Source organism: Streptomyces sp. NPDC031111, from assembly GCF_055570675.1.
The window spans coordinates 1,558-19,074 of record NZ_JBVIGS010000023.1; the positions used below are offsets into that span (position 1 = coordinate 1,558).

At 67.6% G+C, this 17,517-nt stretch carries 21 protein-coding genes and 2 pseudogenes; 8 read left to right on the forward strand and 15 right to left on the reverse strand.

Annotated elements, in window-relative coordinates; all coding sequences use genetic code 11:
• Positions 1–261: 261 nt before the first annotated feature.
• The 3 genes from ACZ470_RS34180 to ACZ470_RS34190 all read right to left on the reverse strand — a co-directional run bounded on the left by ACZ470_RS34180 (position 262) and on the right by ACZ470_RS34190 (position 2,850).
• Positions 262–1,023: an SDR family oxidoreductase gene (locus ACZ470_RS34180; protein WP_468433796.1), complete on the reverse strand. Its 762-nt coding sequence runs from the start codon at positions 1,021–1,023 to the stop codon at positions 262–264.
• Positions 1,024–1,255: 232 nt separating this feature from the next.
• The gene (locus tag ACZ470_RS34185) at positions 1,256–2,170 is read right to left on the reverse strand and encodes a helix-turn-helix transcriptional regulator (protein ID WP_468433639.1); all 915 of its coding nucleotides are present in this window, start codon (positions 2,168–2,170) and stop codon (positions 1,256–1,258) included.
• A gap of 134 nt (positions 2,171–2,304) precedes the next feature.
• Entirely contained in the window at positions 2,305–2,850 is a 546-nt protein-coding gene (locus ACZ470_RS34190) for a TetR/AcrR family transcriptional regulator (protein WP_468433641.1), read from the reverse strand.
• 71 nt (positions 2,851–2,921) lie between these two features.
• Here ACZ470_RS34190 and ACZ470_RS34195 point away from each other — a divergent pair, with 71 nt between their 5' ends.
• The gene (locus ACZ470_RS34195) at positions 2,922–3,989 is read left to right on the forward strand and encodes an aldo/keto reductase (RefSeq protein WP_468433643.1); all 1,068 of its coding nucleotides are present in this window, start codon (positions 2,922–2,924) and stop codon (positions 3,987–3,989) included.
• Between the two features lie 237 nt (positions 3,990–4,226).
• Positions 4,227–4,904 carry a nitroreductase family protein gene (locus tag ACZ470_RS34200; RefSeq protein WP_468433645.1) on the forward strand — a complete coding sequence of 226 codons (678 nt, stop codon included), beginning with the start codon at positions 4,227–4,229 and terminating at the stop codon, positions 4,902–4,904.
• 4 nt (positions 4,905–4,908) lie between these two features.
• Here the strand turns inward: ACZ470_RS34200 and ACZ470_RS34205 are convergent.
• The 3 genes and pseudogenes from ACZ470_RS34205 to ACZ470_RS34215 all read right to left on the reverse strand — a co-directional run.
• Positions 4,909–5,548 (reverse strand): annotated as a pseudogene (locus ACZ470_RS34205) (IS5 family transposase); the annotation flags it as partial.
• A 37-nt stretch (positions 5,549–5,585) separates the two neighbouring features.
• Positions 5,586–5,930: a RacP protein gene (locus ACZ470_RS34210; RefSeq protein ID WP_468433647.1), complete on the reverse strand. Its 345-nt coding sequence runs from the start codon at positions 5,928–5,930 to the stop codon at positions 5,586–5,588.
• Positions 5,931–5,998: 68 nt separating this feature from the next.
• Complete coding sequence (locus ACZ470_RS34215) at positions 5,999–6,277, reverse strand: DUF6192 family protein (RefSeq protein WP_468433649.1); 279 nt, start codon at positions 6,275–6,277, stop codon at positions 5,999–6,001.
• Between the two features lie 41 nt (positions 6,278–6,318).
• Here ACZ470_RS34215 and ACZ470_RS34220 point away from each other — a divergent pair, with 41 nt between their 5' ends.
• Both ACZ470_RS34220 and ACZ470_RS34225 read left to right on the forward strand, forming a co-directional pair.
• On the forward strand, positions 6,319–7,302 hold the full coding sequence (locus ACZ470_RS34220) for an MsnO8 family LLM class oxidoreductase (protein WP_468433651.1): 984 nt from the start codon (positions 6,319–6,321) through the stop codon (positions 7,300–7,302).
• A 306-nt stretch (positions 7,303–7,608) separates the two neighbouring features.
• Complete coding sequence (locus tag ACZ470_RS34225; protein ID WP_468433653.1) at positions 7,609–8,271, forward strand: amidohydrolase family protein; 663 nt, start codon at positions 7,609–7,611, stop codon at positions 8,269–8,271.
• Positions 8,272–8,417: 146 nt separating this feature from the next.
• Here the strand turns inward: ACZ470_RS34225 and ACZ470_RS34230 are convergent, their stop codons facing one another.
• The 3 genes from ACZ470_RS34230 to ACZ470_RS34240 all read right to left on the reverse strand — a co-directional run bounded on the left by ACZ470_RS34230 (position 8,418) and on the right by ACZ470_RS34240 (position 10,110).
• Positions 8,418–8,594 (reverse strand): transposase family protein, encoded by a 177-nt coding sequence (locus ACZ470_RS34230; RefSeq protein ID WP_468433654.1) that lies wholly within the window; start codon positions 8,592–8,594, stop codon positions 8,418–8,420.
• Between the two features lie 232 nt (positions 8,595–8,826).
• Positions 8,827–9,381 (reverse strand): GNAT family N-acetyltransferase, encoded by a 555-nt coding sequence (locus ACZ470_RS34235; RefSeq protein ID WP_468433656.1) that lies wholly within the window; start codon positions 9,379–9,381, stop codon positions 8,827–8,829.
• 129 nt (positions 9,382–9,510) lie between these two features.
• Entirely contained in the window at positions 9,511–10,110 is a 600-nt protein-coding gene (locus ACZ470_RS34240; protein WP_468433658.1) for a TetR/AcrR family transcriptional regulator, read from the reverse strand.
• 125 nt (positions 10,111–10,235) lie between these two features.
• On the opposite strand from ACZ470_RS34240, the gene ACZ470_RS34245 reads away from it, so the two are divergent.
• Entirely contained in the window at positions 10,236–10,628 is a 393-nt protein-coding gene (locus ACZ470_RS34245; RefSeq protein WP_468433660.1) for an ester cyclase, read from the forward strand.
• Positions 10,629–10,736: 108 nt separating this feature from the next.
• On the opposite strand, the gene ACZ470_RS34250 is transcribed toward ACZ470_RS34245, so the two are convergent.
• Both ACZ470_RS34250 and ACZ470_RS34255 read right to left on the reverse strand, forming a co-directional pair.
• Positions 10,737–11,276 carry a DinB family protein gene (locus ACZ470_RS34250; RefSeq protein WP_468433662.1) on the reverse strand — a complete coding sequence of 180 codons (540 nt, stop codon included), beginning with the start codon at positions 11,274–11,276 and terminating at the stop codon, positions 10,737–10,739.
• Between the two features lie 59 nt (positions 11,277–11,335).
• Complete coding sequence (locus ACZ470_RS34255; RefSeq protein ID WP_468433664.1) at positions 11,336–12,502, reverse strand: acyl-CoA dehydrogenase family protein; 1,167 nt, start codon at positions 12,500–12,502, stop codon at positions 11,336–11,338.
• Between the two features lie 439 nt (positions 12,503–12,941).
• On the opposite strand from ACZ470_RS34255, the gene ACZ470_RS34260 reads away from it, so the two are divergent.
• The gene (locus ACZ470_RS34260; protein WP_468433665.1) at positions 12,942–13,820 is read left to right on the forward strand and encodes a helix-turn-helix transcriptional regulator; all 879 of its coding nucleotides are present in this window, start codon (positions 12,942–12,944) and stop codon (positions 13,818–13,820) included.
• Positions 13,821–13,838: 18 nt separating this feature from the next.
• Here the strand turns inward: ACZ470_RS34260 and ACZ470_RS34265 are convergent, their stop codons facing one another.
• Positions 13,839–14,408 (reverse strand): amidase family protein, encoded by a 570-nt coding sequence (locus ACZ470_RS34265; protein WP_468433667.1) that lies wholly within the window; start codon positions 14,406–14,408, stop codon positions 13,839–13,841.
• 247 nt (positions 14,409–14,655) lie between these two features.
• Positions 14,656–15,318 (reverse strand): TetR/AcrR family transcriptional regulator, encoded by a 663-nt coding sequence (locus ACZ470_RS34270; protein ID WP_468433669.1) that lies wholly within the window; start codon positions 15,316–15,318, stop codon positions 14,656–14,658.
• Positions 15,319–15,376: 58 nt separating this feature from the next.
• Between ACZ470_RS34270 and ACZ470_RS34275 the strand changes: the two genes are divergently transcribed.
• Positions 15,377–16,246 (forward strand): SDR family NAD(P)-dependent oxidoreductase, encoded by an 870-nt coding sequence (locus tag ACZ470_RS34275; RefSeq protein ID WP_468433670.1) that lies wholly within the window; start codon positions 15,377–15,379, stop codon positions 16,244–16,246.
• Positions 16,247–16,400: 154 nt separating this feature from the next.
• Here the strand turns inward: ACZ470_RS34275 and ACZ470_RS34280 are convergent, their stop codons facing one another.
• Positions 16,401–16,835, reverse strand: coding sequence for an Rrf2 family transcriptional regulator (locus ACZ470_RS34280; RefSeq protein ID WP_468433672.1), 435 nt, complete (start codon positions 16,833–16,835; stop codon positions 16,401–16,403).
• 130 nt (positions 16,836–16,965) lie between these two features.
• Between ACZ470_RS34280 and ACZ470_RS34285 the strand changes: the two genes are divergently transcribed.
• Positions 16,966–17,226, forward strand: a complete 261-nt coding sequence (locus tag ACZ470_RS34285; RefSeq protein WP_468433798.1) for an SDR family oxidoreductase — start codon at positions 16,966–16,968, stop codon at positions 17,224–17,226.
• Here the strand turns inward: ACZ470_RS34285 and ACZ470_RS34290 are convergent.
• A pseudogene (locus tag ACZ470_RS34290) lies at positions 17,160–17,462 on the reverse strand (MFS transporter); the annotation flags it as partial. The gene ACZ470_RS34285 and the pseudogene ACZ470_RS34290 sit on opposite strands and share 67 nt — an antisense overlap.
• Positions 17,463–17,517 lie beyond the last annotated feature (55 nt).

Genomic DNA, 17,517 nt, shown 5'->3' on the forward strand with positions numbered 1-17,517 from the left:
TTTCTTTTTCCCCCCCCCCCCCCCCCCCCCCCACCCCCCCCCCCCCCCCCACCCCCCCCCCCCCCCCCCCCCCCCCCCCCCCCCCCCCCCCCCCCCCCCCCCCGCCGGCGGATTCCCCACCACGAACTACCTGCTGCGCAATGGCAGGACGTCGCGGTGGGCAGTCTCCACCTCTTGCCGCGCCGCGGTCGTCCGGCCCGGTTCACGACGCGTACCGTCTCGCTGCTCCCTGCCGTACCCGGCGGTGCAGGGGCAGTGGTGTCACACCAGGCCTCCATTGATCCGCAAGACCTGGCCGTTGACCCAGTGCCCCTCCGCGCTGGTGAGGAAGGAGACCACACGGGCGGTGTCCTCCGGTGTGCCCAGCCGCTCCAGAGGTGGGATCTTGGCCAGCCGGTCGATGTCTTCGTCCGTCTTGCCCTGGAGAAACAGTTCCGTAGCCGTCGGACCGGGGGCAACGGTGTTCACTGTGATGTCCCGCCCGCGCAACTCGCGTGCGAGGATCAAGGTGATCGACTCGACGGCTCCCTTGCTTCCCGCGTAAGGGCCGTAAGCGGGGAACTGGGTGCCGACCGCAGAGGTCGAGAATCCCACGAACGACCCCCCCGCACGCAGTCGCCGAGCAGCCTGCTGGGCAACGACGAAAGTACCGCGGACATTGGTGCGGATCACGGAGTCGAGGACCGCCAGGTCGAGGTCGGCGATGGGTGACCCGACCGCTCGGCCCGCGCAATTGACGACGACGTCCACGCCGCCGAACTCCTGCTCCGCCTCGTCGAACAACGCGGCGACCGCATCCTCGTCCGCCACGTCCGCCTTCGCGCTGATGGCCCGTCCGCCGGCAGCGGCGATCGCCGCCACCGTCTCCTCGGCGGCAGCCTCGTCCTGGACGTAGTTCACCACGACGGCCAGGCCGTCCCGTGCGAGCCTCTGGGCGACTGCCCGGCCGATACCGCGCGATCCGCCGGTGACGACAGCAACACGTGTGGCCGCCGAGGTGTCAGTGGGGTGGTTCGTAGTCATGTTGTCCACCATGCACACCGCCAGTCGGCGGAACCAGGGGATGCCGTCCCATGTGACCCCGCCCCGACCGGGCGCGGGTCCGGTCCAATTCCTCGGACATCCGCCTCCGCGGGCACACCACTGTCGAAGACCGCATTTGGTGTGTCATGACCACCCGATGCGGCCGCGTCCCCCTGGACCGACGATGAGCGGTGTCTGCCTGACAAGGCCGAGACCGGTGTGGGGGACCCCTTCATCGCCTCTGTGCCAGCGGGGTGCTCCGTTCGCCGATGTCGAGCACCGCGTCAGGCCTCAGCGGCTGGCGAGTTCCTTCGGATTCGACGGCGGTGAGCATGTCGAGTGCGTTGGCACTGTCGGTACCGAGCGCCGGGGTGAACCAGAGCAGTCGTTGGCGGCCGTCCTCGCTGAAGAGGTTGAGGCAGTTGACCTCCACGAGGCCCAGGGCTGGGTGGATGAGTCGCTTGCGGTCGTCGTGGCGGAGCGCGACATGATGCTCGGCCCAGACCTCCGCGAACTCCCTGGATATGGCCCGCAGCTCTTTGATCATCGACGTCGCCTCCTCGTCGTGGACGTGCCGGGCGGCGGCCACGGCCCGGAGCTCGGCGGCGAGAGCACGTGACTGTGCGGCGTGGTCCGCCTCGGGGTAGAGACACCGTGCGTCATCGTCGGTGAACCACCGGTAGATGAAGCTGGCGCGTTTGCCCTGGTACGCGGACTGGTCGCCGAGCAGTGCGACGGCCAGTGGGTTCTGCACCAGTGTGACGTGGAGATCGGTGATGACTTGCGCGGGGGTGGAAGGCAGACGGGCGAGCAGGTCGAGCATGCCCGGGTGCACGTGCGCGCTGGGGCCCGCGGCGGTGGGCACGGGGCGGTCGGCGAGGCGGAAGAGGTAGTCGCGTTCGTCGCGTGTCAGTCGCAGTGCGCGGGCGAATGAAGCAAGCATCTGCTCCGACGGCTGCGAGCCGGTACCGCGCTCGAGTTCGCTGTAGTAGTCCACGGAGGCGCCGGCCAGCTGCGCGACCTCGTCGCGGCGGAGCCCGGGTACTCTGCGGCGTGGGCCGGCGACGAGGCCGACGTCCTCGGGGCGGATGCGTGCGCGGCGAGAGCGCAGGAATGCGGCCAGCTCGTGGTACTTCGCGGGACTCATGGATCCAGTCTGCTGCGGGGTGGGACTCCATGACAGGGGATGGGGTCCCGTGGTTGCGACGATGTGTGTGAGCCCATCGGGGTGGGCCGACGGATTCGGGTCGGACTACGTGATGAGCTTCCACCACAGGACAGTCAGTTCGCAGGGGAGTCGATGATCGCGATCAGAGCCGCGGCGAAGGGTGTGGGATCGACGTCGCCTCTGACCGCGAGCTGCTGGAGGTAGCCCTGACAGAGGGCGACGAAGGCCTCGGCGATCCGGTTCGCGTGTGCGGGTTTGTGGTGGGGCAGGAGCGCCGTGACTGCGTGGCGCATCTCCTCGAGCTGACGTTGGACGAGCGTTGCGAGGCTCGCGGAAACAGCGGCCTCAGCGTAGATCTGAGCGACCAGTCGGGCGTGGTCCCGTTCAAGCGCGAGGGTGCGGATGTGCTGCAGGAAGTCCTTGATCTGGGCCTCGCTCAGCTCTTCGGGGAACGCCTGGTTCGCCTGTGAGCAGATGGCGGCGAAGATCTCGTCCTTGCCTTTGAAGTACCGGTAGATCGATCCGACGGACAGTCCGGAGGCCTCGACGAGGTCGGTCATGGCGGTTCGGGCGAAGCCGTGTGCGGCGAACCGCTCGCGAGCGGCGTCGATGATCTGCTGTCTGCGGGCGTCGAGATGGGCTTGGCTGACCTTCGGCATAAAGAATGACCCTTCATTTTTTTATGTTACCGTCTTCAACGATACAAGTCCGGATGCTGAGGAGATTGTCCGTGCGTTACCAAGTCTTCGGACGACACAGCGGCTTGCGGGTCTCGGAGTACGTGCTGGGTACGGCCAACTTCGGCTCGGCGCCGACCTCAACGGGCGTCGAGGGGGCGCGGGCTATCTTCGAGTCGTTCGCCGCGGCCGGCGGTACCACGATTGACGTGTCGAGCATCTACCAGAACGGCGAGGCCGAGAAGATCTTGGGTGGCCTGCTCGGGAACGAGCGGGACGACTACGTGGTGATGTCCAAGTACAGCGGGACTCGGCAGGCTCAGGTGCGCACCGGGACCACCGGCAACAGTCGCAAGACCATGATTCGCTCTGTGGAAGAGAGTCTGCGGCGTCTGCGTACCGACTATATTGACGTGTTCATGCCGCACTTCCCTGACGGTGTCACACCTGTGACGGAGATCCTTGCGGGACTCGACGACCTGGTTCGAGCGGGCAAGATCCGATACGGCGCGTTGTCGAACTTTCCTGCCTGGCGGGTGGCGGGTGCCATGGTCAGGTCGGAGTTGAGCGGGCACGTGCCGTTGGTCGGCATCCAGACCGAGTACAGCCTGGCGGAGCGATCCGCCGAACGTGAGCTCATCCCGATGGCCGAAGCCCACGGACTCGGCGTGATCTTCTACGCCCCGCTGGCAAGTGGCCTGCTCACCGGGAAGTACCGTCGTGGTGAAGGGGGACGGCTCACGGCGTGGTCCCACAGCGATTCATCCGCCAGTTCGGCAGTCGAGGGGAGCGAGCAGCGCACCGCGGTGCTTGACGCGGTCCTCTCCGTGGCGGCTGAGGTCGGAACCGGCCCGGTCCAAGTAGCACTCGCGTGGCTGCGCCAGCGCGCGGCGCGGGCACATACGTCGATGCTCCCGATCGTGGGGCCTCGCACTCCCGACCACCTGGCGACCTATCTCGACGCGCTGGACCTCGAGCTCGACCCGCGCCACTACGAGGCGTTGGATGAGGTGAGCGCAATCCGGCTCGGCACGCCCCACGAAGACGTGGCCGGCGCGCTGGCTCGCGGCGTCGACGGGGACCGGAGCCTCCTCGACGTCCCCCATGTCCCTGTCGTCTGAACCTTCACGACACTCCGTCCGCCGACGGCCTCCAAGCACCGACGTGTTCTCTACCGGTTGGGGGGGCACCGACGTGCCCTCCACCGGTGGCACCGCCGAATTCGAGGAGACCGGACTCCACCCCTACAAGAGGTCCGGACCGCTCCGCCCTGCCCGGTCGTGGTGTTCTTCCGGTGGAAAACACCGAGCGACAGATCCCTGCCGCCTGGGTGGCGGCCCACTCAGAGGAGCAACACCATGAACAGCGACCCGGCTGACCGCTACCTCGGTCTCTCCGCCGATGAGGTCCTCACCACCACGCGTGCGGTGCGACGGCGTCTCGATCTCACGCGTCCCGTCCCACGCGACCTGATCCAGGAGGCCGTGAAGGTCGCCACCCAGGCGCCGACCGGCCGCAATCAGCAGCAGTGGGACTTCATTTTCATCGACGAGCCGGAGATGAAGGCGAAGGTGGCCGACATCTGGCGAGCAGGCCTCATGCACGGCGCGCCGGACGAGCACAGCTCCGCGCCGATGCCCACCCGGATGAGTTTCCAGTCCGCGGAGTGGGGACGGATCCGGGACAGCCTGGGCCACCTTCTTCATCACATGCACGAGGTTCCGGTCCTGATGATCCCGGTGGTGCGGGTCGCTCGCCGTGAGGAGATGGCCAGTACCCGGGGGCAGGCGCACAACTGGGGTTCGGTCATCCCGGCGACGTGGAGCTTCATGCTGGCGGCGCGGGAGCGCGGCCTGGGCACGGCATGGACCGTCGCGCACCTGTCCTTCGAGCGTGAGATGGCTAACCTGCTCGGTCTGCCGTTCGAGAACACGGTCCAAGTCGCGCTGACGCCGATCGCCTACACGATCGGTACGGACTTCAAGCCGGCGAAGCGTGCCGACGCCGCCAACTTCAGCCACTGGAACCACTGGTAGTCGTCCCCTTCGCCCCTTCGGGCCTGCTCACGGTCTTGACCGTGAGGTTGAGGAAGGTTGGCCCAGCTGACAAGCCTTCCGCCGAAGATGGAATCGGCCCAGACGACGGCGATCTGAGGGCGCATGAGACGTAGCCGGAAGAGGACTTCCTTGGCTGCGACGGCATCGTGGGTGTTGGCCGGCGTCACCATGACGAACTGCAGCAACCCCTTCATTGTCACAGGCGATATGTCTCTTCCGGCCCGGTATTTTCTTGCCCGGATCGTATCCGGATGTGGCTCTCGGGACGGTGGCGGCGACCTTGACGGACTGCGAGTCGATCACCGCAGCCACGGGGTGCGGGGAGGTCCCCATGGCCTGGCGGACCCGGCACCGGAGCTGGTCGCGGATGAGGTTGGAGACTCCGGCCGCACTCCAGCGGCTGTAGAACCCGAAGACTGTCTGGAAGGGGGGAAGTCCGCAGGCAGGGCCCGCCACTTGCAGCCCGTATCCACCACATATCGGATGGCGTCGACGATCTCGCGGCGCGGCCACTTCTCGGGGTGACCTCCCGAGGAAGTCTCGTTCGCCGGAGTGGGCAACAGGTGCTCCAGCAAGGCCCACTCCGCGATAGTGGTGTCCGAGGGATAGCGGCTCCGGCGCATCCGGGCCTCCTGGGAATCCGTCCCCGCCCGGCGGGGATCAGGTAAGCAGGTCGAGGGTGGACTCCACCGAGTCAAGCTGGGCGACCAGGTGGCGGACCCATTTGTCATCCGGGGTGAGCGCGGCGTGCGGGGTGACCGTGCCCGTGATCAGCCTACGGACCTCGGTCGGCTTCACTCGGACCGCTCCCACCTTGTAGGCCTGCAGGGCATCACCGTCCGCCGCGAACTGATAGCCGTCCAACCGTGTGTAGACCAACGGTGCCCAGCCCTTGTTCGCGGTGGTGTCGCGCAGCATCGCCAGTCCCGAGCGGACTTGGCTGCGCGTCAGTTCAGTGGCCCGCATCAGCTGCGGCATGTGCAGGCCCGCGGGTCTGGCCTGCATCAGTACCCCTCAGATTGCAGTGGCGTACTCGCGCGCGGCATCACCGCGCTCGCGTGACTGCGGCGCGGTTACTCACCCCGCAGCAGCTTGGTCAGCTCCTCGTCCATGTTCAGGTGCCCGCTGTCGACGGCGGACACGATCCACTCGCAGGTCGCGCGGGCCCTGTCGACCTGTTTGTGCATCAGCTCTCGCTCGTCCCCGGACAAGCGGCGCCCGTACATCTCCGGCACCAGGCGGCCGGTCGCTGCCACGAACTTGTGGCGGGCCCCGATCAGATCCAGGAAGTCGATCGTCCGCGCGCCCGGTGCTCCACCACCCAGGACGATCGACAGCGCGTCCGTCGTCACTGGCTTACGCCGCGTATACGCGCCATAGTTAGACTTTGATCATGACAATCCCCCTGTCCGCGCTGGATCTTGTGGTCGCGGAGACCGACAGCACTGCCGCCGAGTCGCTCGACGCGACAAGCCGGACCGTGCTTCGACTGGACGAGCTCAACTATCAGCGAGTCTGGTTCGCCGAGCATCATGGAACCGAGCTGTCGGCGAGCGTCGTACCGGCGGTCCTGATCGCGCACTTCGCGGCACTGACCAGTCGTATCCGGCTCGGAGCCGGTGGTGTCCTGGCGCCCAACCACGCGCCCCTGGCTATCGCGGAGCAGTTCGCCACGCTGGCGGCACTGCATCCGGACCGCATCGACATGGGCATCGGCCGCGGACCGGGTACGTTCGACCAGTCGATCGTACGGGCGTTGCGCCGGGGCGGGGAGCCGACCACGGACGCCGAGTACATCGAAGACGTAACCGCGATCTTGCACTATCTCTCCGGCGACGCCGGCGTGCAGCTGATATCCGGCTGGCAACCGGACCTGGGAGGCACCCGCCCGTGGCTGCTGGCGTCCAGCCAGGCCAGCGCGGAGCTGGCGGCCCGGCTGGGGTTGCCGATCGTGCTGGCGCACCACATCCGGCCTGACCAGAGCATCGCCACGGCGGAGCGCTACCGGGAACGGTTCACGCCGTCGCGCTGGGTGGACCGGCCCTACGTGATGGCCGCGGTCGAAGCGATCGTCGCGGACACGGATGAGGAGGCCGCACGCCTGGCGCGCCCGACCGACGTCGCGAGGTCCAGGCAGACCTCGGCGGCGCTGCTCTCCCCGGACGAAGCAGCCCTGCAAGAAATTCCGGAGCAGGTGCGCGCCGCTGTGGAGGCCGTCGGCGCGGCGCAGGCGCGCGGCTCGGTGGAGACGGTGCGGCGCCGCTTCGCGGAGATCGTGGAGCAGACAGGCGCGGACGAGCTGATGCTCTACGCCTCCGTGCACGACTCCGACGCACGGATACGCTGTTACGAACTGGCTGCGAAGGCCGCCGAGTGAGAGCAGTCCTTCTCCCGCCGTCTCAACGGCTCAAGACGGTGACCGCCTGATAGTTGCGCCCGCATCGGCAGGCCATCGGCAACGCACGTACAAAGCTGGCCCCGCTCGACGGTGCCGGGACGGTACTGGATCGGCTTGACCCGGCGTTTTGATGGCCCGACTGGAGCGAGGCCAGCGGCGGCGAAGTTGTCACGTTTGACAGCGGCGACTGACTGCAGAACCGCTCAAGTTTCATCGACAGAGGACGTCCTGATCCGCGGGTCGCGCATCGTCGACGTCGGCCGCCACCTGCCGGACGCCGGGGCCGTGGTCGTCGACGTAACCGGCAGCATCGTCGCGCCCGGCATGGTGGACACCCACCGGCACGCCTGGCAGGCGCAGATGCGCCGCACGATTCCCGACGTCGACGACCTCGCCGGATACCTGCGGTCCACGCTCATGGAGGTAGCACCGGCCTACACCCCCCACGACGTGTACGTCGGCACGCGCCTGGCCGCGCTGACCGCGCTGGACGGCGGCGTCACGACCATGCTCGACTTCTCACACAACTCACGCACCGTCGCTCACTCGGACGCCGGGATCACCGCGTTGATCGACTCCGGCATCCGCGGCGTGCACGCCTCCATGGCACCGCACTTCGGCGACTGGGACGGCCAGTGGTCCGCGGACCTGGCCCGGCTGCGCTCCACTTACGTTCCGTCCGACGACCAGTTGGTGACGCTGTGCATAGCCGCGCTGGCGAGCGGCCGGAGGTGTGTGGTTTCGTTCGTCTTCGCGCCGACCTCTGCCTGGGCGAGGGTCACGACGGTGCCGGCAGTGACCGCGGAGAGCAGATGCCGGCGCGTCGCGGTACCGGCTGATCCTTTGAGTGCTTTGCCGTCGACAGCGGTCGCGCGCGATCGCCCGGACGCGCAGGACGACGGCGCCTGGGCGGGTTCGGTGGCGGCACGGTGCCGGTCGGCCAGGTAGGCGCCGACCGCCCGGTCCAGGGCGTCACCGTCAGCAGCCCCCAGCACACGGCCGATCGTGGCCGGAGCCGGAGTGCGCCGCCATCTGAGCAGGTGACGGCGGATCCTGATCACTGTCAGGAGTGCGTTCGAAGCACGCTGGCCCCACTAGGCGAGTTCATCGATGCCCCTTGCTCCCGAGACGACCGCGCAGGCACACACCAGCAGGATCGCTGTGAGTGAGTACCACCGGCCCTGCCGGGAGCGCGGGTCGGGCACCGAGTCGAAGTAGGGGCGCCGGTCGGCGATCCGGTCGGTGTCCAGCGGACCCAGTTTCACCAGCACGGCAGGGATGGGAGAGGATGCAGCAACAGGCACGGGCCACCTCATGATCATCTGGCTTGGACACCACAATGATCACGAAGTCCGTGCCTGCTCCGCTATGCGCCCTAACCGGTCACAACCCGACCACCACGACCCCGGAACTTGCAACCGCCCTGCCTGAACACGTGAACCAGACGGGCCGGAACGCCAGCATCGCGATCACAGCAAGCGACGGGCGCTTACTGAGGAAGGCTCAGTGGTATCGCACTGACTTGTGGTAGACCACGAAATCGCAGGGCGTTGCCAGATGGGGAGCCAGATCCGGATAGGACTCCTCGATCGTCCCCTTGCGGACAATCCGATAGCCGCTGCGCGTATACCAGCCGATCAGGAACTCCTTGGAAGGGTGTGCCCATTCCCGAGGTACCAGCACTTCGAGTTGCATGACTTCACGGCCGATCTCGCGAGCGTGCTGCTCAGCGAACTGAACCAGCTCTCGCCCGATGCCCGTACCTCGCTGCTCGAAGGAAGCCGCCAGCATGCCGAACTCGCATACTTGGTCACTCAGCGGCTGTACCCGGATACACCCAACGATCTTACCCTCCAGACGCGCCGTGGTGATCTCACCCGCACGAGTCAGCGCGGCTACCTCCTCCACTGTCGTCCGTGTAGTGCCCTCAGCCCACAGCCCCTTCTCGGCCACTTCGTAGACGTCATTGATCAGGGCTGTCACCGTCGACATGAGATCGGAGTCTCCGGCTTGAGCCGGAGACAGCGTCACGATACTGAGCCCGTTGCCACTGGCCATACCGCCCCTATCGTCGCGGACCGCTCGCGGCCCCACTGATGAGACAGAACTCTAAACACTCCCAACTCGGGTTCTTGCAGGGGCCCTGCCTGCTTTGTGAGTGCCGGACTCGTCACAGGATTTGCGTCGTCAAGCTGGTGGCCAGCTCTGCAGAGCTGCGTCGGCCACCTGTTGCAGGTCCTCGCATGTCGCGCCGCCCGCTGCCTGTACGGCCACGCCGTTTGCGATCGTCATGACGTAGCGGGCGATCTTTTCCGGATCGGCGTCAGCGGGCAGGTCGCCCACTTGGACGGCCTGCCGGAACCTCTCACGGAGCAGTGCCTGACCGTGGGCGCGCCATTCCGCCAGGGTGTCGCGGGCGACTCGTCCGGTCTCGCCGGTGGCCAGTGCGCCCTGGACACCGAGGCAGCCGGCGGGGAGTCCGGGCATGGTGTTGGCGCGGGCCGAGCCTGCGAGGAAGGCCATCGCGACCTCTCGCGCGGTGGGTGCCTGCAATGCCTCGGTGACATAGGCGCCGGGCCCTTCCGCGTAGCGCTGCAATGCCTTGCGGAACAGGTCCTCCTTGTTGCCGTAGGCGGCGTACAGGCTCTTCCGTGAGATGCCCATGGCCTCGGTCAGGTCGGTGAGGCTTGCACCTTCGTACCCCTGCGCCCAGAAGACCATCATCGCCTTCTCGAGCGCCGCGTCGGCGTCGAACGCTCGCGGGCGGCCTATCTGTGACGTGCGCATTGCCTCATCCTACCGCTTTGACACCGATCGGTGCAGAACTGGTACTGTCGCTTTCTGCATCGAGCGGTGCAGAAGTTTGGACAGTTCAGAGCCGCTCCCTGCGGCACAGAGGAAAGAGGAAGATCATGAGCGAGAGCGATCTGCGCGACTGGTACATGCGCTACGCCGAGGCGCTCAACGCCCACGAGTTCGACCGCATGGACGAGTTCATCAACGACGAGGTACTGCTCGGTGGTCAGCCCGGCGCTCGCGACGACGTCGTCAAGGTTCTGAAGGGGATCGCTGACGCCGTCCCGGACATTCGCTGGGAGGTTGACGAGCTGCTGTTCGATCGGGATGGCATCGCGGTCCGTGCCATTAATAAGGGCACCCCGGCGAAGGAGTGGCTCGGTGTCCCCGCCTCCGGTGCCTCCTTCGAGATCGTCGAGTACGCCATCTACAAGGTCCGTGACGGTCGATTCGTTCAGATGACGAACCTGCACGACTCGGCCGAGATGCTCCGGCAGCTGAGCGCCTGACCGCTGAGAGGCTCTGGCTGATTCGTTGACCGGTCAGAGCCTCTCCGGGCCTGTTCAACGGGGCTACTCGCACCTGGCTGTAGCTATAGCGAGGACAGGGCCTTTCCTTCAGCCCGTGCTCTTCTTTCCGTCAAGCGCTTCACGGATGATGTCGGCGTGGCCGGCATGCTGGGCGGTGTCCAGCACGACGTGCAGCAGCACTCGGCGGACCGTCCAGTGCTGCTCGGTGAAGAAGGGGCTCTCCGGCAGCGAGATGGTGGTGTCCAGGTCGGGCTGTGTGGCGATCAACGTGTCGAATCGGCGGTTCGACACGTCGTAGCCGACGAGCAGATCATCCAGCGTCTCGCCCGGCATCATGCGGAACTGCTCGGCATGCCGGGCCCAGTCCGCCTCGGTCAGGCTGGCAAAGTCCGGCAGTGCAGACCGGCCCTCCGCCAGGAAATTCGCCCACATCTGCTCTACGGCCGTGACGTGCTTGATCAAGCCGCCCAGACAGAGGTCGCTGACGGTGGTGCGTCGGCGGGCTTCCTCGTCGCTCAGGCCGCTGATGGTCCCCCGCAAGGACTGCCGGGCCCGGTCGATCTGGGCGACCAGGTCTGCATGCTCACCGCTTCTGTTCTGCTTACCATCGGTCGTGCTCTCGCTCATAATCCGTACCTCTTACGTCTTGTCAGGCTGGCGGCCTGCTGTGTGCGCTCCCGGAATACCTAGGAGTCCTCGGCGGGCAGCTTCTCGGGGGCCAGGGCGCTGCCGAGCTGGTCGGCCAGCACGTATGGGTTGACCGCGCCGTGGCGGCTTCCGATGGCGACATCGCGCCAGAACCTGCTCAGCGCATTGCCCCCCCGTGAGCGCGCTGGAGCCGTGCAGATCGAGCAACATGTCCAGTGCCGTACGGCAGTCCCGCAGGGCGGACACCAGCTGCATCCGCGCGCCCGCCGCTTCGGTGGCCAAGGAGGTGTTACAAGGTTTGCAGCATCGAGCATGTCCGCCACCCCCAGCGTGCACTGCTCGGCGGTGTCCACGAGCTGGCTGGACTCGGCGAACAGGTGCCGCGCCGACGGTGACTGGCTGCGCCGTGTGTAGGGGGTGCCGAACACCGGGCGCTCCGCTGTCATCAGCGGCTTGACCAGGTCCAACGCTCCCCTCGCCGCCCCGAGCAGCGGTGCCACCGTGTGCAGGACGACCGACAACTGGCGCGTGCCGATGCCCAGACCGTCCAGGTGCTCGGGCCGGGTCATCAGGAACGAGTCCGGCACGAACACTTCCTCGGCCACCAGGGTGTGGCTGCCGGTGCCCCGCAACCCCACCGCTTGGTCCCAGGTCCGGTCAATCAGCAACTGTTCCGTGGGCAGGACGACCAGACACGCGCGGTCCGTCCTCTCGTCGTCGATCATGCCCAGGCCCACCTCCGCCCACTGGGCTTCCAGGCACCCCGACGCGTAGGACCAGCGCCCGTCGACCAAGTAGCCGCCGTCCACCCTGCGGGCATGGCCTGCGGGCATGGCGGTGCCGCACACTCGCACGTTCGGGTCGGCGTACACGGCCTCCTGCGCCTCGGTCGTCATCCAGTCGAAGAAGAACGACTTGGCGGTGGCGCTCACCGCCGCGAGCCAGGCGGTCGACGGGCACCCCGCGCCCAGTTCGGCTAAGACCCGACCCATCGTGCGGTGGTCGGCGTCGAGCCCCCCGAATTTCTCGGGGGTGGTCAGGGCGAACGCACCCGCTTCCTCGGCAGCGGCCCGACTCTCCACTGTGGGCCTTCCCTGCTCTTCCGTCGCCGCCGCGTTCGCAGCGAGCACCGCCCGAGCCGCGTGGGCGCGGCTGCACGGGTCGGCGGTGGCAGTCGAGGGAACGGTGGGGTGATCAACCGGCATAGTAATTCTCCAAGCGATTCATGAGTCCAACGAGGCGAGCGATCCGCGCACCCTCGTCGGCGCCACGCGTTATGCAGCAGTTCCAGGCAGGCGGGGCAGGAAGTCCGCATTCTCCAATCGCGTAGGCGATGGTTCCGTCGGATCGATGCCGGAGTGCGCCAGCCAGTGCCCTTTGAGCTGCTCGTCGGTCAAGGTGCGAACATCGTCCATGCCGTGGTGGAAAGTGTTTCCTGTGAGGTCGCGATCGCGACCTCGTGACCCGCGGACTGCAACAGCTGGGCCGTCGGCGCGATCATGGCCCACAGATGCGACGGCACGGCAAGACCTTGTCAGCACAACTTTCATGATCGACAGTCAAGATCGTGGACCGCCACGGTGCCATGTCCGTACGGTCACCGTGCATGTCCCGCTGTGCGCGCCCCGCGCTACCATGCAGCGGGTGGACTTGCTCAGCGACATCGCCAGCCGGATCCGGGGCGGTCGCGCCTTCGCATGCCAAATCGGCGAGCCGGGGCCGTGGCGGCAGAGGTTCCCGTCCAAAACCGGCATCGGCTTCCACGTCGTCCAGCGCGGAACCGTCTGGCTGACGTCCGCGGAGAAACCACCGGAGCGGGCGGGCGCAGGAGACGTGATCTTCCTTCCTACCGGTGCAGAACACGCGATCCACGGCGAAGACGTCACCTTGCTGTCCGGCTGCTACCACCTTGCCGACCCACAGGTACATGACGCTCTGCGACGCCTGCCGCCGGTCTCGGTCGTCACCGGTGGCCTCCCCCGGCTGGCCGAGCTGTCCACCCTGCTGAGCGACGACCTTGCCGCTGACCGGCCCGGGGCGGACGCGAACCGCGCGGCGCTGGTCGGCCTCGTCGTCGTGCAGGTGCTGCGCCACGCGGAGACGGCCGGCGCATGGGCAGTCCCCGACCCGGTCATCGCGGCCGCCGTGCGTTCCCTCCACGATGATCCTCGCGCGCCGTGGACCGTCCAGCTCCTCAGCAGCCAGGCAGGAATGTCGCGCACGGTCTTCACCCGGCGATTCACCATCCTCATCGGCAAACCCCCGATGGCCTACCTGAGAGATGTGCGGCTGAGCACCGCCGCCCTCATGTTGCGCGAGACCGACGCACCACTCACCGCGATCGCCCGTCAGTCCGGTTACGCCAACGAGTTCTCCTTCGCCACCGCCTTCCGCCGCGAGTACGGCATCTCTCCGGGCCGCTACCGCACCGGCCCCCACCATGGGCCGGACGTTCCCGACCTCCAGCACGCGGCAACGCGGCCACGCGGTCCTTGGCATGCCGAGCATCATGGAGCCCGCTGACCAGGCAAAACGGGCACGTCACCGTATCGAAGCCAAGATCGATCCACTACCGTAATTTTCGTTCGGATACTCCCCGAGGGCCCTCAACCGCAGCATCCTGGACACCGCGGCAGCGGCCCCACCGCTGGATCCGCCGGACGAGAGCGCGGTGTTCGAAGGGTTGCGGGTGGCTCCCCAGGCAGCTGACTCGGCGGTGGGGAGGGCGCCGAACTCGCTGCTCGCCGTCCGCCCGGCGAAGATCAGACCGGCCGCGCGGTAGCGTGCCACCAGCGGGCTGTCCGCAGAGGCCGGCCGGGCCTGCGCCTTGAGTCCGACGTTGGCCTCGGTGCAGGCCTGGCCCGCGACATCGGTGAAGAGGTCCTTGATCAGGAACGGTACACCTGCAAGTGGACCGGTCGGGCCGGCCGCCGCGGACGTGCGCGCCTGGTCGAAGTAGCGCAAGGTGACCGCGCCCAAGGCTGGGTCCAACTGCTCGATCCGCTCGATCGCGGCCTCGAGGAGCTCGCCTGGTTTCACTTCTCCCGATGCGACGAGTGCTGCCTGGTCGATCGCGTCGAGCCAGCGGGTCTGATCAGCGAGTGCGCTCATCCCGTATGTGTAACACCGCCTTTGAGCGCGTACCTGGTACACGGTCGTACCCAGCATGTGCGGGCAAAGACATGGACGAAAGGGAATTGGGCGTTACCCGATCAACACCGTGTCCCGTGGGGTGAGGTGGAGGAACCCCATGTAGCAGCACGGGGCGGCAGTGGAGCCAAAAGGCCCGGTGGCAACGGGAGTCCAGCGGGAAGACCGCGTCCCTTGAGCGGTTGAGGGCCTTGGTCGATGCGTCGGTTCAGTCGCTTGAGGTCGTGCCGAGCATGCCTGTGATGAAGGCTGTGAGCATGCGGGCGAGCCGGGGTTCGAAGTTGACGAGGGCGTGCCCGAGGCGGGGGTCGGATCGGTAGAGCGCCTCGAGTTCCTCGCCGGGGGTGGAGATCTGCCACAGCGCTCCGGCCAGGCTGGTCGCGGCGGCAACGACGTCGACACCGTCGCTGTCGGCCAGGCCGGGGAGGGCACGGCGCAGAACGGAGACGATGGCGTCGAGTTCGTCGTGGGTCACGAGCTTGAACTCCCGCACCGACTCGGTCGAGACGTTGCGCTCCAGGTTCATCGGTGCCTGTGCGAGCAGGTCGCAGAACATGCCCCGCTCGGCCAGCGTGCCGGCGAATACTTCGGCGACGGCCCCCGGGGTGGGGTTCTCCAGCGCTTCGAGGGCCTGGCACAGGGCGGCCGACCAGTCGCGCCAGCCCTCCGCGGTCAGCAGCAGGAATATCTGCTCACGGGTTTCGAAGTACCGCAGCAGCGCCGACTTGTGCATGCCGACCGCCTCGGCGATGTCGGTCAGGGTGATCCGCCGGATGCCCCGCTCATGCCCCAGTCGGCGAGCCGCGTCGAGGATCGCCGACTCTCTGGCCCGCTTGGCCTCTTTGCTGCGTGCGCGCTGGAACTCCGGCATGAGCGAAGTCTATCGGAACGACGTTGCGTTATTAACGCAACAGTGTTTCACTATGGGTATGCGGCAGACATGGTTCATCACCGGCTCCTCCCGCGGCTTCGGTCGCTCCCTCGTCCGCGCGGCTCTGGCCGCAGGCGATTCGGTCGCGGCGACGGCCCGCCGCCCCGAGCAGCTCGACGACCTCGTCGCCGAGTACGGCGACCGGATCCTCACCCTCCCGCTCGACGTCACCGATCCCGACGAGGCGCAGTCCGCCCTCGGCGCCGCGCACGAGCGTTTCGGCCGACTCGACGTGATCGTGAACAACGCGGGCTACGCCAACATCGCCCCGATCGAGACCGGCGACACGAACGACTTCCGCACCCAGTTCGAGACGAACTTCTGGGGCGTCTACCACGTCTCCCGCGCCGCCGTGCCCCTCCTGCGGGAACAGGGCGGCGGGCTGATCATCCAGTTCTCCTCGATCGGCGGGCGCGTCGGTGGATCACCGGGCCTGGGCAGCTACCAGGCGGCCAAGTTCGCCATCGACGGCCTCAGCCGCGTGCTGCGCACCGAGACCGCGCCCTTCGGGACCAAGGTCATGCTCGTCGAGCCCAGCGGCTTCAAGACAGACTGGGCGGGCGCGTCGATGACGGTGCACGAGGTCCCCGAGCAGTACCGGTCGACGGTCGGTGCGATGAATAGCACCGTGCGCCAGAGCGGCGTCGGCCAGGCCAGGGACCCCGACCGAGCAGCGGAGATCCTGGTCCAGGTCGCCAAGCGGGAGGACATCCCCACCAACCTCCCCCTGGGCGTCAACGCCGCCCGCATGTCGGTCGCACAGGACGAGCGACTGCTCGAACAGGATCGGCGCTGGGCCGCGGTCAGCCGCTCGGCGGACTTCGCCGAGAGCTACCCCGTACCCTTCCCTGCCGACACCCTCGCCTGAGCACATCGAGGCTCTGCGCCGGCGGGATCGTCCCGCTCGTCCCGCTCGGCCCGCACCTCCGCCGGGTGTTCAGCCAGTTGTTCTTGGAGTTCGTCCAGCTCCGCGCGGCGCGCGGTGATGGGAATCTGGGCGATGTCAGGGCGCAACGGGGAGGCTAGCGAGGTATCGGGAGTACGTCCCGGAGTACGTTCTCGAGCGTGACGCGGGCCAGCTCGTGTCTCAGGGTCTCCTCGACGCCCTCGTAGATGCTCTGCATCGTCGGCTGGATGCCGTGGCCCACCACGCATTTCTGGTCCGGGGTGGTGCGGTGCATGACGAACAGCGGGCCGGGTTCCACTGCCTCGTACACGTCGAGCAGGGTCATCGCGTCCGGCTCGCGTGCCAGCGACCAGCCCGCGCCCACGCCCCGCCGGGACTCCACGAGCCCGGCCCTGCGCAGCTCGCCGAGCAGCCGTCTGATCACCACGGGGTTGGTGTTCGCGCTCTTCGCGATCTGCTCGGAGGTGGCGACCTCATGGCCCTGGCACTGGTGGAGGCCGATCCAGGCCAGCGCGTGGGCTGCGATGGTCAGCCTGCTGTTGGCGCTCATGGGACCCGGACGTCGACGCCGCCGCGCTGGAACGAATGCACACCACCAACTACCTTGGTGTGGTCGCCATCATCCGGGCGGCCTCCCGAGTGCTGCGAGCGGCGGCCGTATCGTCACGGTGAGTTCTGGAATGGGCTCCCGGGTCGGTATCCCGGGCATGGCCGGCTACTCGGCAGCCAAGGCAGGGATCACCAGATACACCTTGGGGGCCGCACGGGACCTCGGGCCCTGGGACATCACGGCCAACGTCGTGGAGGCGGGAATGATGGAGACCGAGATGGAAAAGCCGGACCCCGAGGCCCTCGAAACCCTGCTCAGCTCGCTGTCCCTGCAGCGCCTGGGACGCCCCGACGAAATGACGGCGCTGGCGACCGGGCGAGGCGCATCGTAGGCGGCACTGGCCACCAGGGCACCGGCCAGTAGGGCGAGTAGGGAGTGTGACTCGGTGAGCAGCGGCATAACCACGGAGGCGAGCACCATCGCGACCAGGAGGGTGGGGCGGCGCCCGATCCGGTCGGCGAGGTAGCCGCAGGCCATCTGCACGGCGATCCACCCGGCGCCGAAGGCCGCCAGGACCGCCCCGGTCGCACCGGGGCCGTAGCCGAGGTCGGCCAGGAAGTAGGCCATGAACGGGTAGGTGAAGCCGGCGGCGCGAGTGATGAAGGTGCCTGCGAGGAGAGCC

Excerpts from the sequence above, each read along its gene's own strand:
- ACZ470_RS34180 (WP_468433796.1), bottom strand. The coding sequence starts at position 1,023 with ATGACTACGAACCACCCCACTGACACCTCGGCGGCCACACGTGTTGCT.
- ACZ470_RS34185 (WP_468433639.1), bottom strand. The coding sequence starts at position 2,170 with ATGAGTCCCGCGAAGTACCACGAGCTGGCCGCATTCCTGCGCTCTCGC.
- ACZ470_RS34190 (WP_468433641.1), bottom strand. The coding sequence starts at position 2,850 with ATGCCGAAGGTCAGCCAAGCCCATCTCGACGCCCGCAGACAGCAGATC.
- ACZ470_RS34200 (WP_468433645.1), top strand. The coding sequence starts at position 4,227 with ATGAACAGCGACCCGGCTGACCGCTACCTCGGTCTCTCCGCCGATGAG.
- ACZ470_RS34210 (WP_468433647.1), bottom strand. The coding sequence starts at position 5,930 with ATGCAGGCCAGACCCGCGGGCCTGCACATGCCGCAGCTGATGCGGGCC.
- ACZ470_RS34220 (WP_468433651.1), top strand. The coding sequence starts at position 6,319 with ATGACAATCCCCCTGTCCGCGCTGGATCTTGTGGTCGCGGAGACCGAC.
- ACZ470_RS34235 (WP_468433656.1), bottom strand. The coding sequence starts at position 9,381 with ATGGCCAGTGGCAACGGGCTCAGTATCGTGACGCTGTCTCCGGCTCAA.
- ACZ470_RS34240 (WP_468433658.1), bottom strand. The coding sequence starts at position 10,110 with ATGCGCACGTCACAGATAGGCCGCCCGCGAGCGTTCGACGCCGACGCG.
- ACZ470_RS34245 (WP_468433660.1), top strand. The coding sequence starts at position 10,236 with ATGAGCGAGAGCGATCTGCGCGACTGGTACATGCGCTACGCCGAGGCG.
- ACZ470_RS34250 (WP_468433662.1), bottom strand. The coding sequence starts at position 11,276 with ATGAGCGAGAGCACGACCGATGGTAAGCAGAACAGAAGCGGTGAGCAT.
- ACZ470_RS34255 (WP_468433664.1), bottom strand. The coding sequence starts at position 12,502 with ATGCCGGTTGATCACCCCACCGTTCCCTCGACTGCCACCGCCGACCCG.
- ACZ470_RS34265 (WP_468433667.1), bottom strand. The coding sequence starts at position 14,408 with ATGAGCGCACTCGCTGATCAGACCCGCTGGCTCGACGCGATCGACCAG.
- ACZ470_RS34270 (WP_468433669.1), bottom strand. The coding sequence starts at position 15,318 with ATGCCGGAGTTCCAGCGCGCACGCAGCAAAGAGGCCAAGCGGGCCAGA.
- ACZ470_RS34275 (WP_468433670.1), top strand. The coding sequence starts at position 15,377 with ATGCGGCAGACATGGTTCATCACCGGCTCCTCCCGCGGCTTCGGTCGC.
- ACZ470_RS34280 (WP_468433672.1), bottom strand. The coding sequence starts at position 16,835 with ATGAGCGCCAACAGCAGGCTGACCATCGCAGCCCACGCGCTGGCCTGG.
- ACZ470_RS34285 (WP_468433798.1), top strand. The coding sequence starts at position 16,966 with ATGGGCTCCCGGGTCGGTATCCCGGGCATGGCCGGCTACTCGGCAGCC.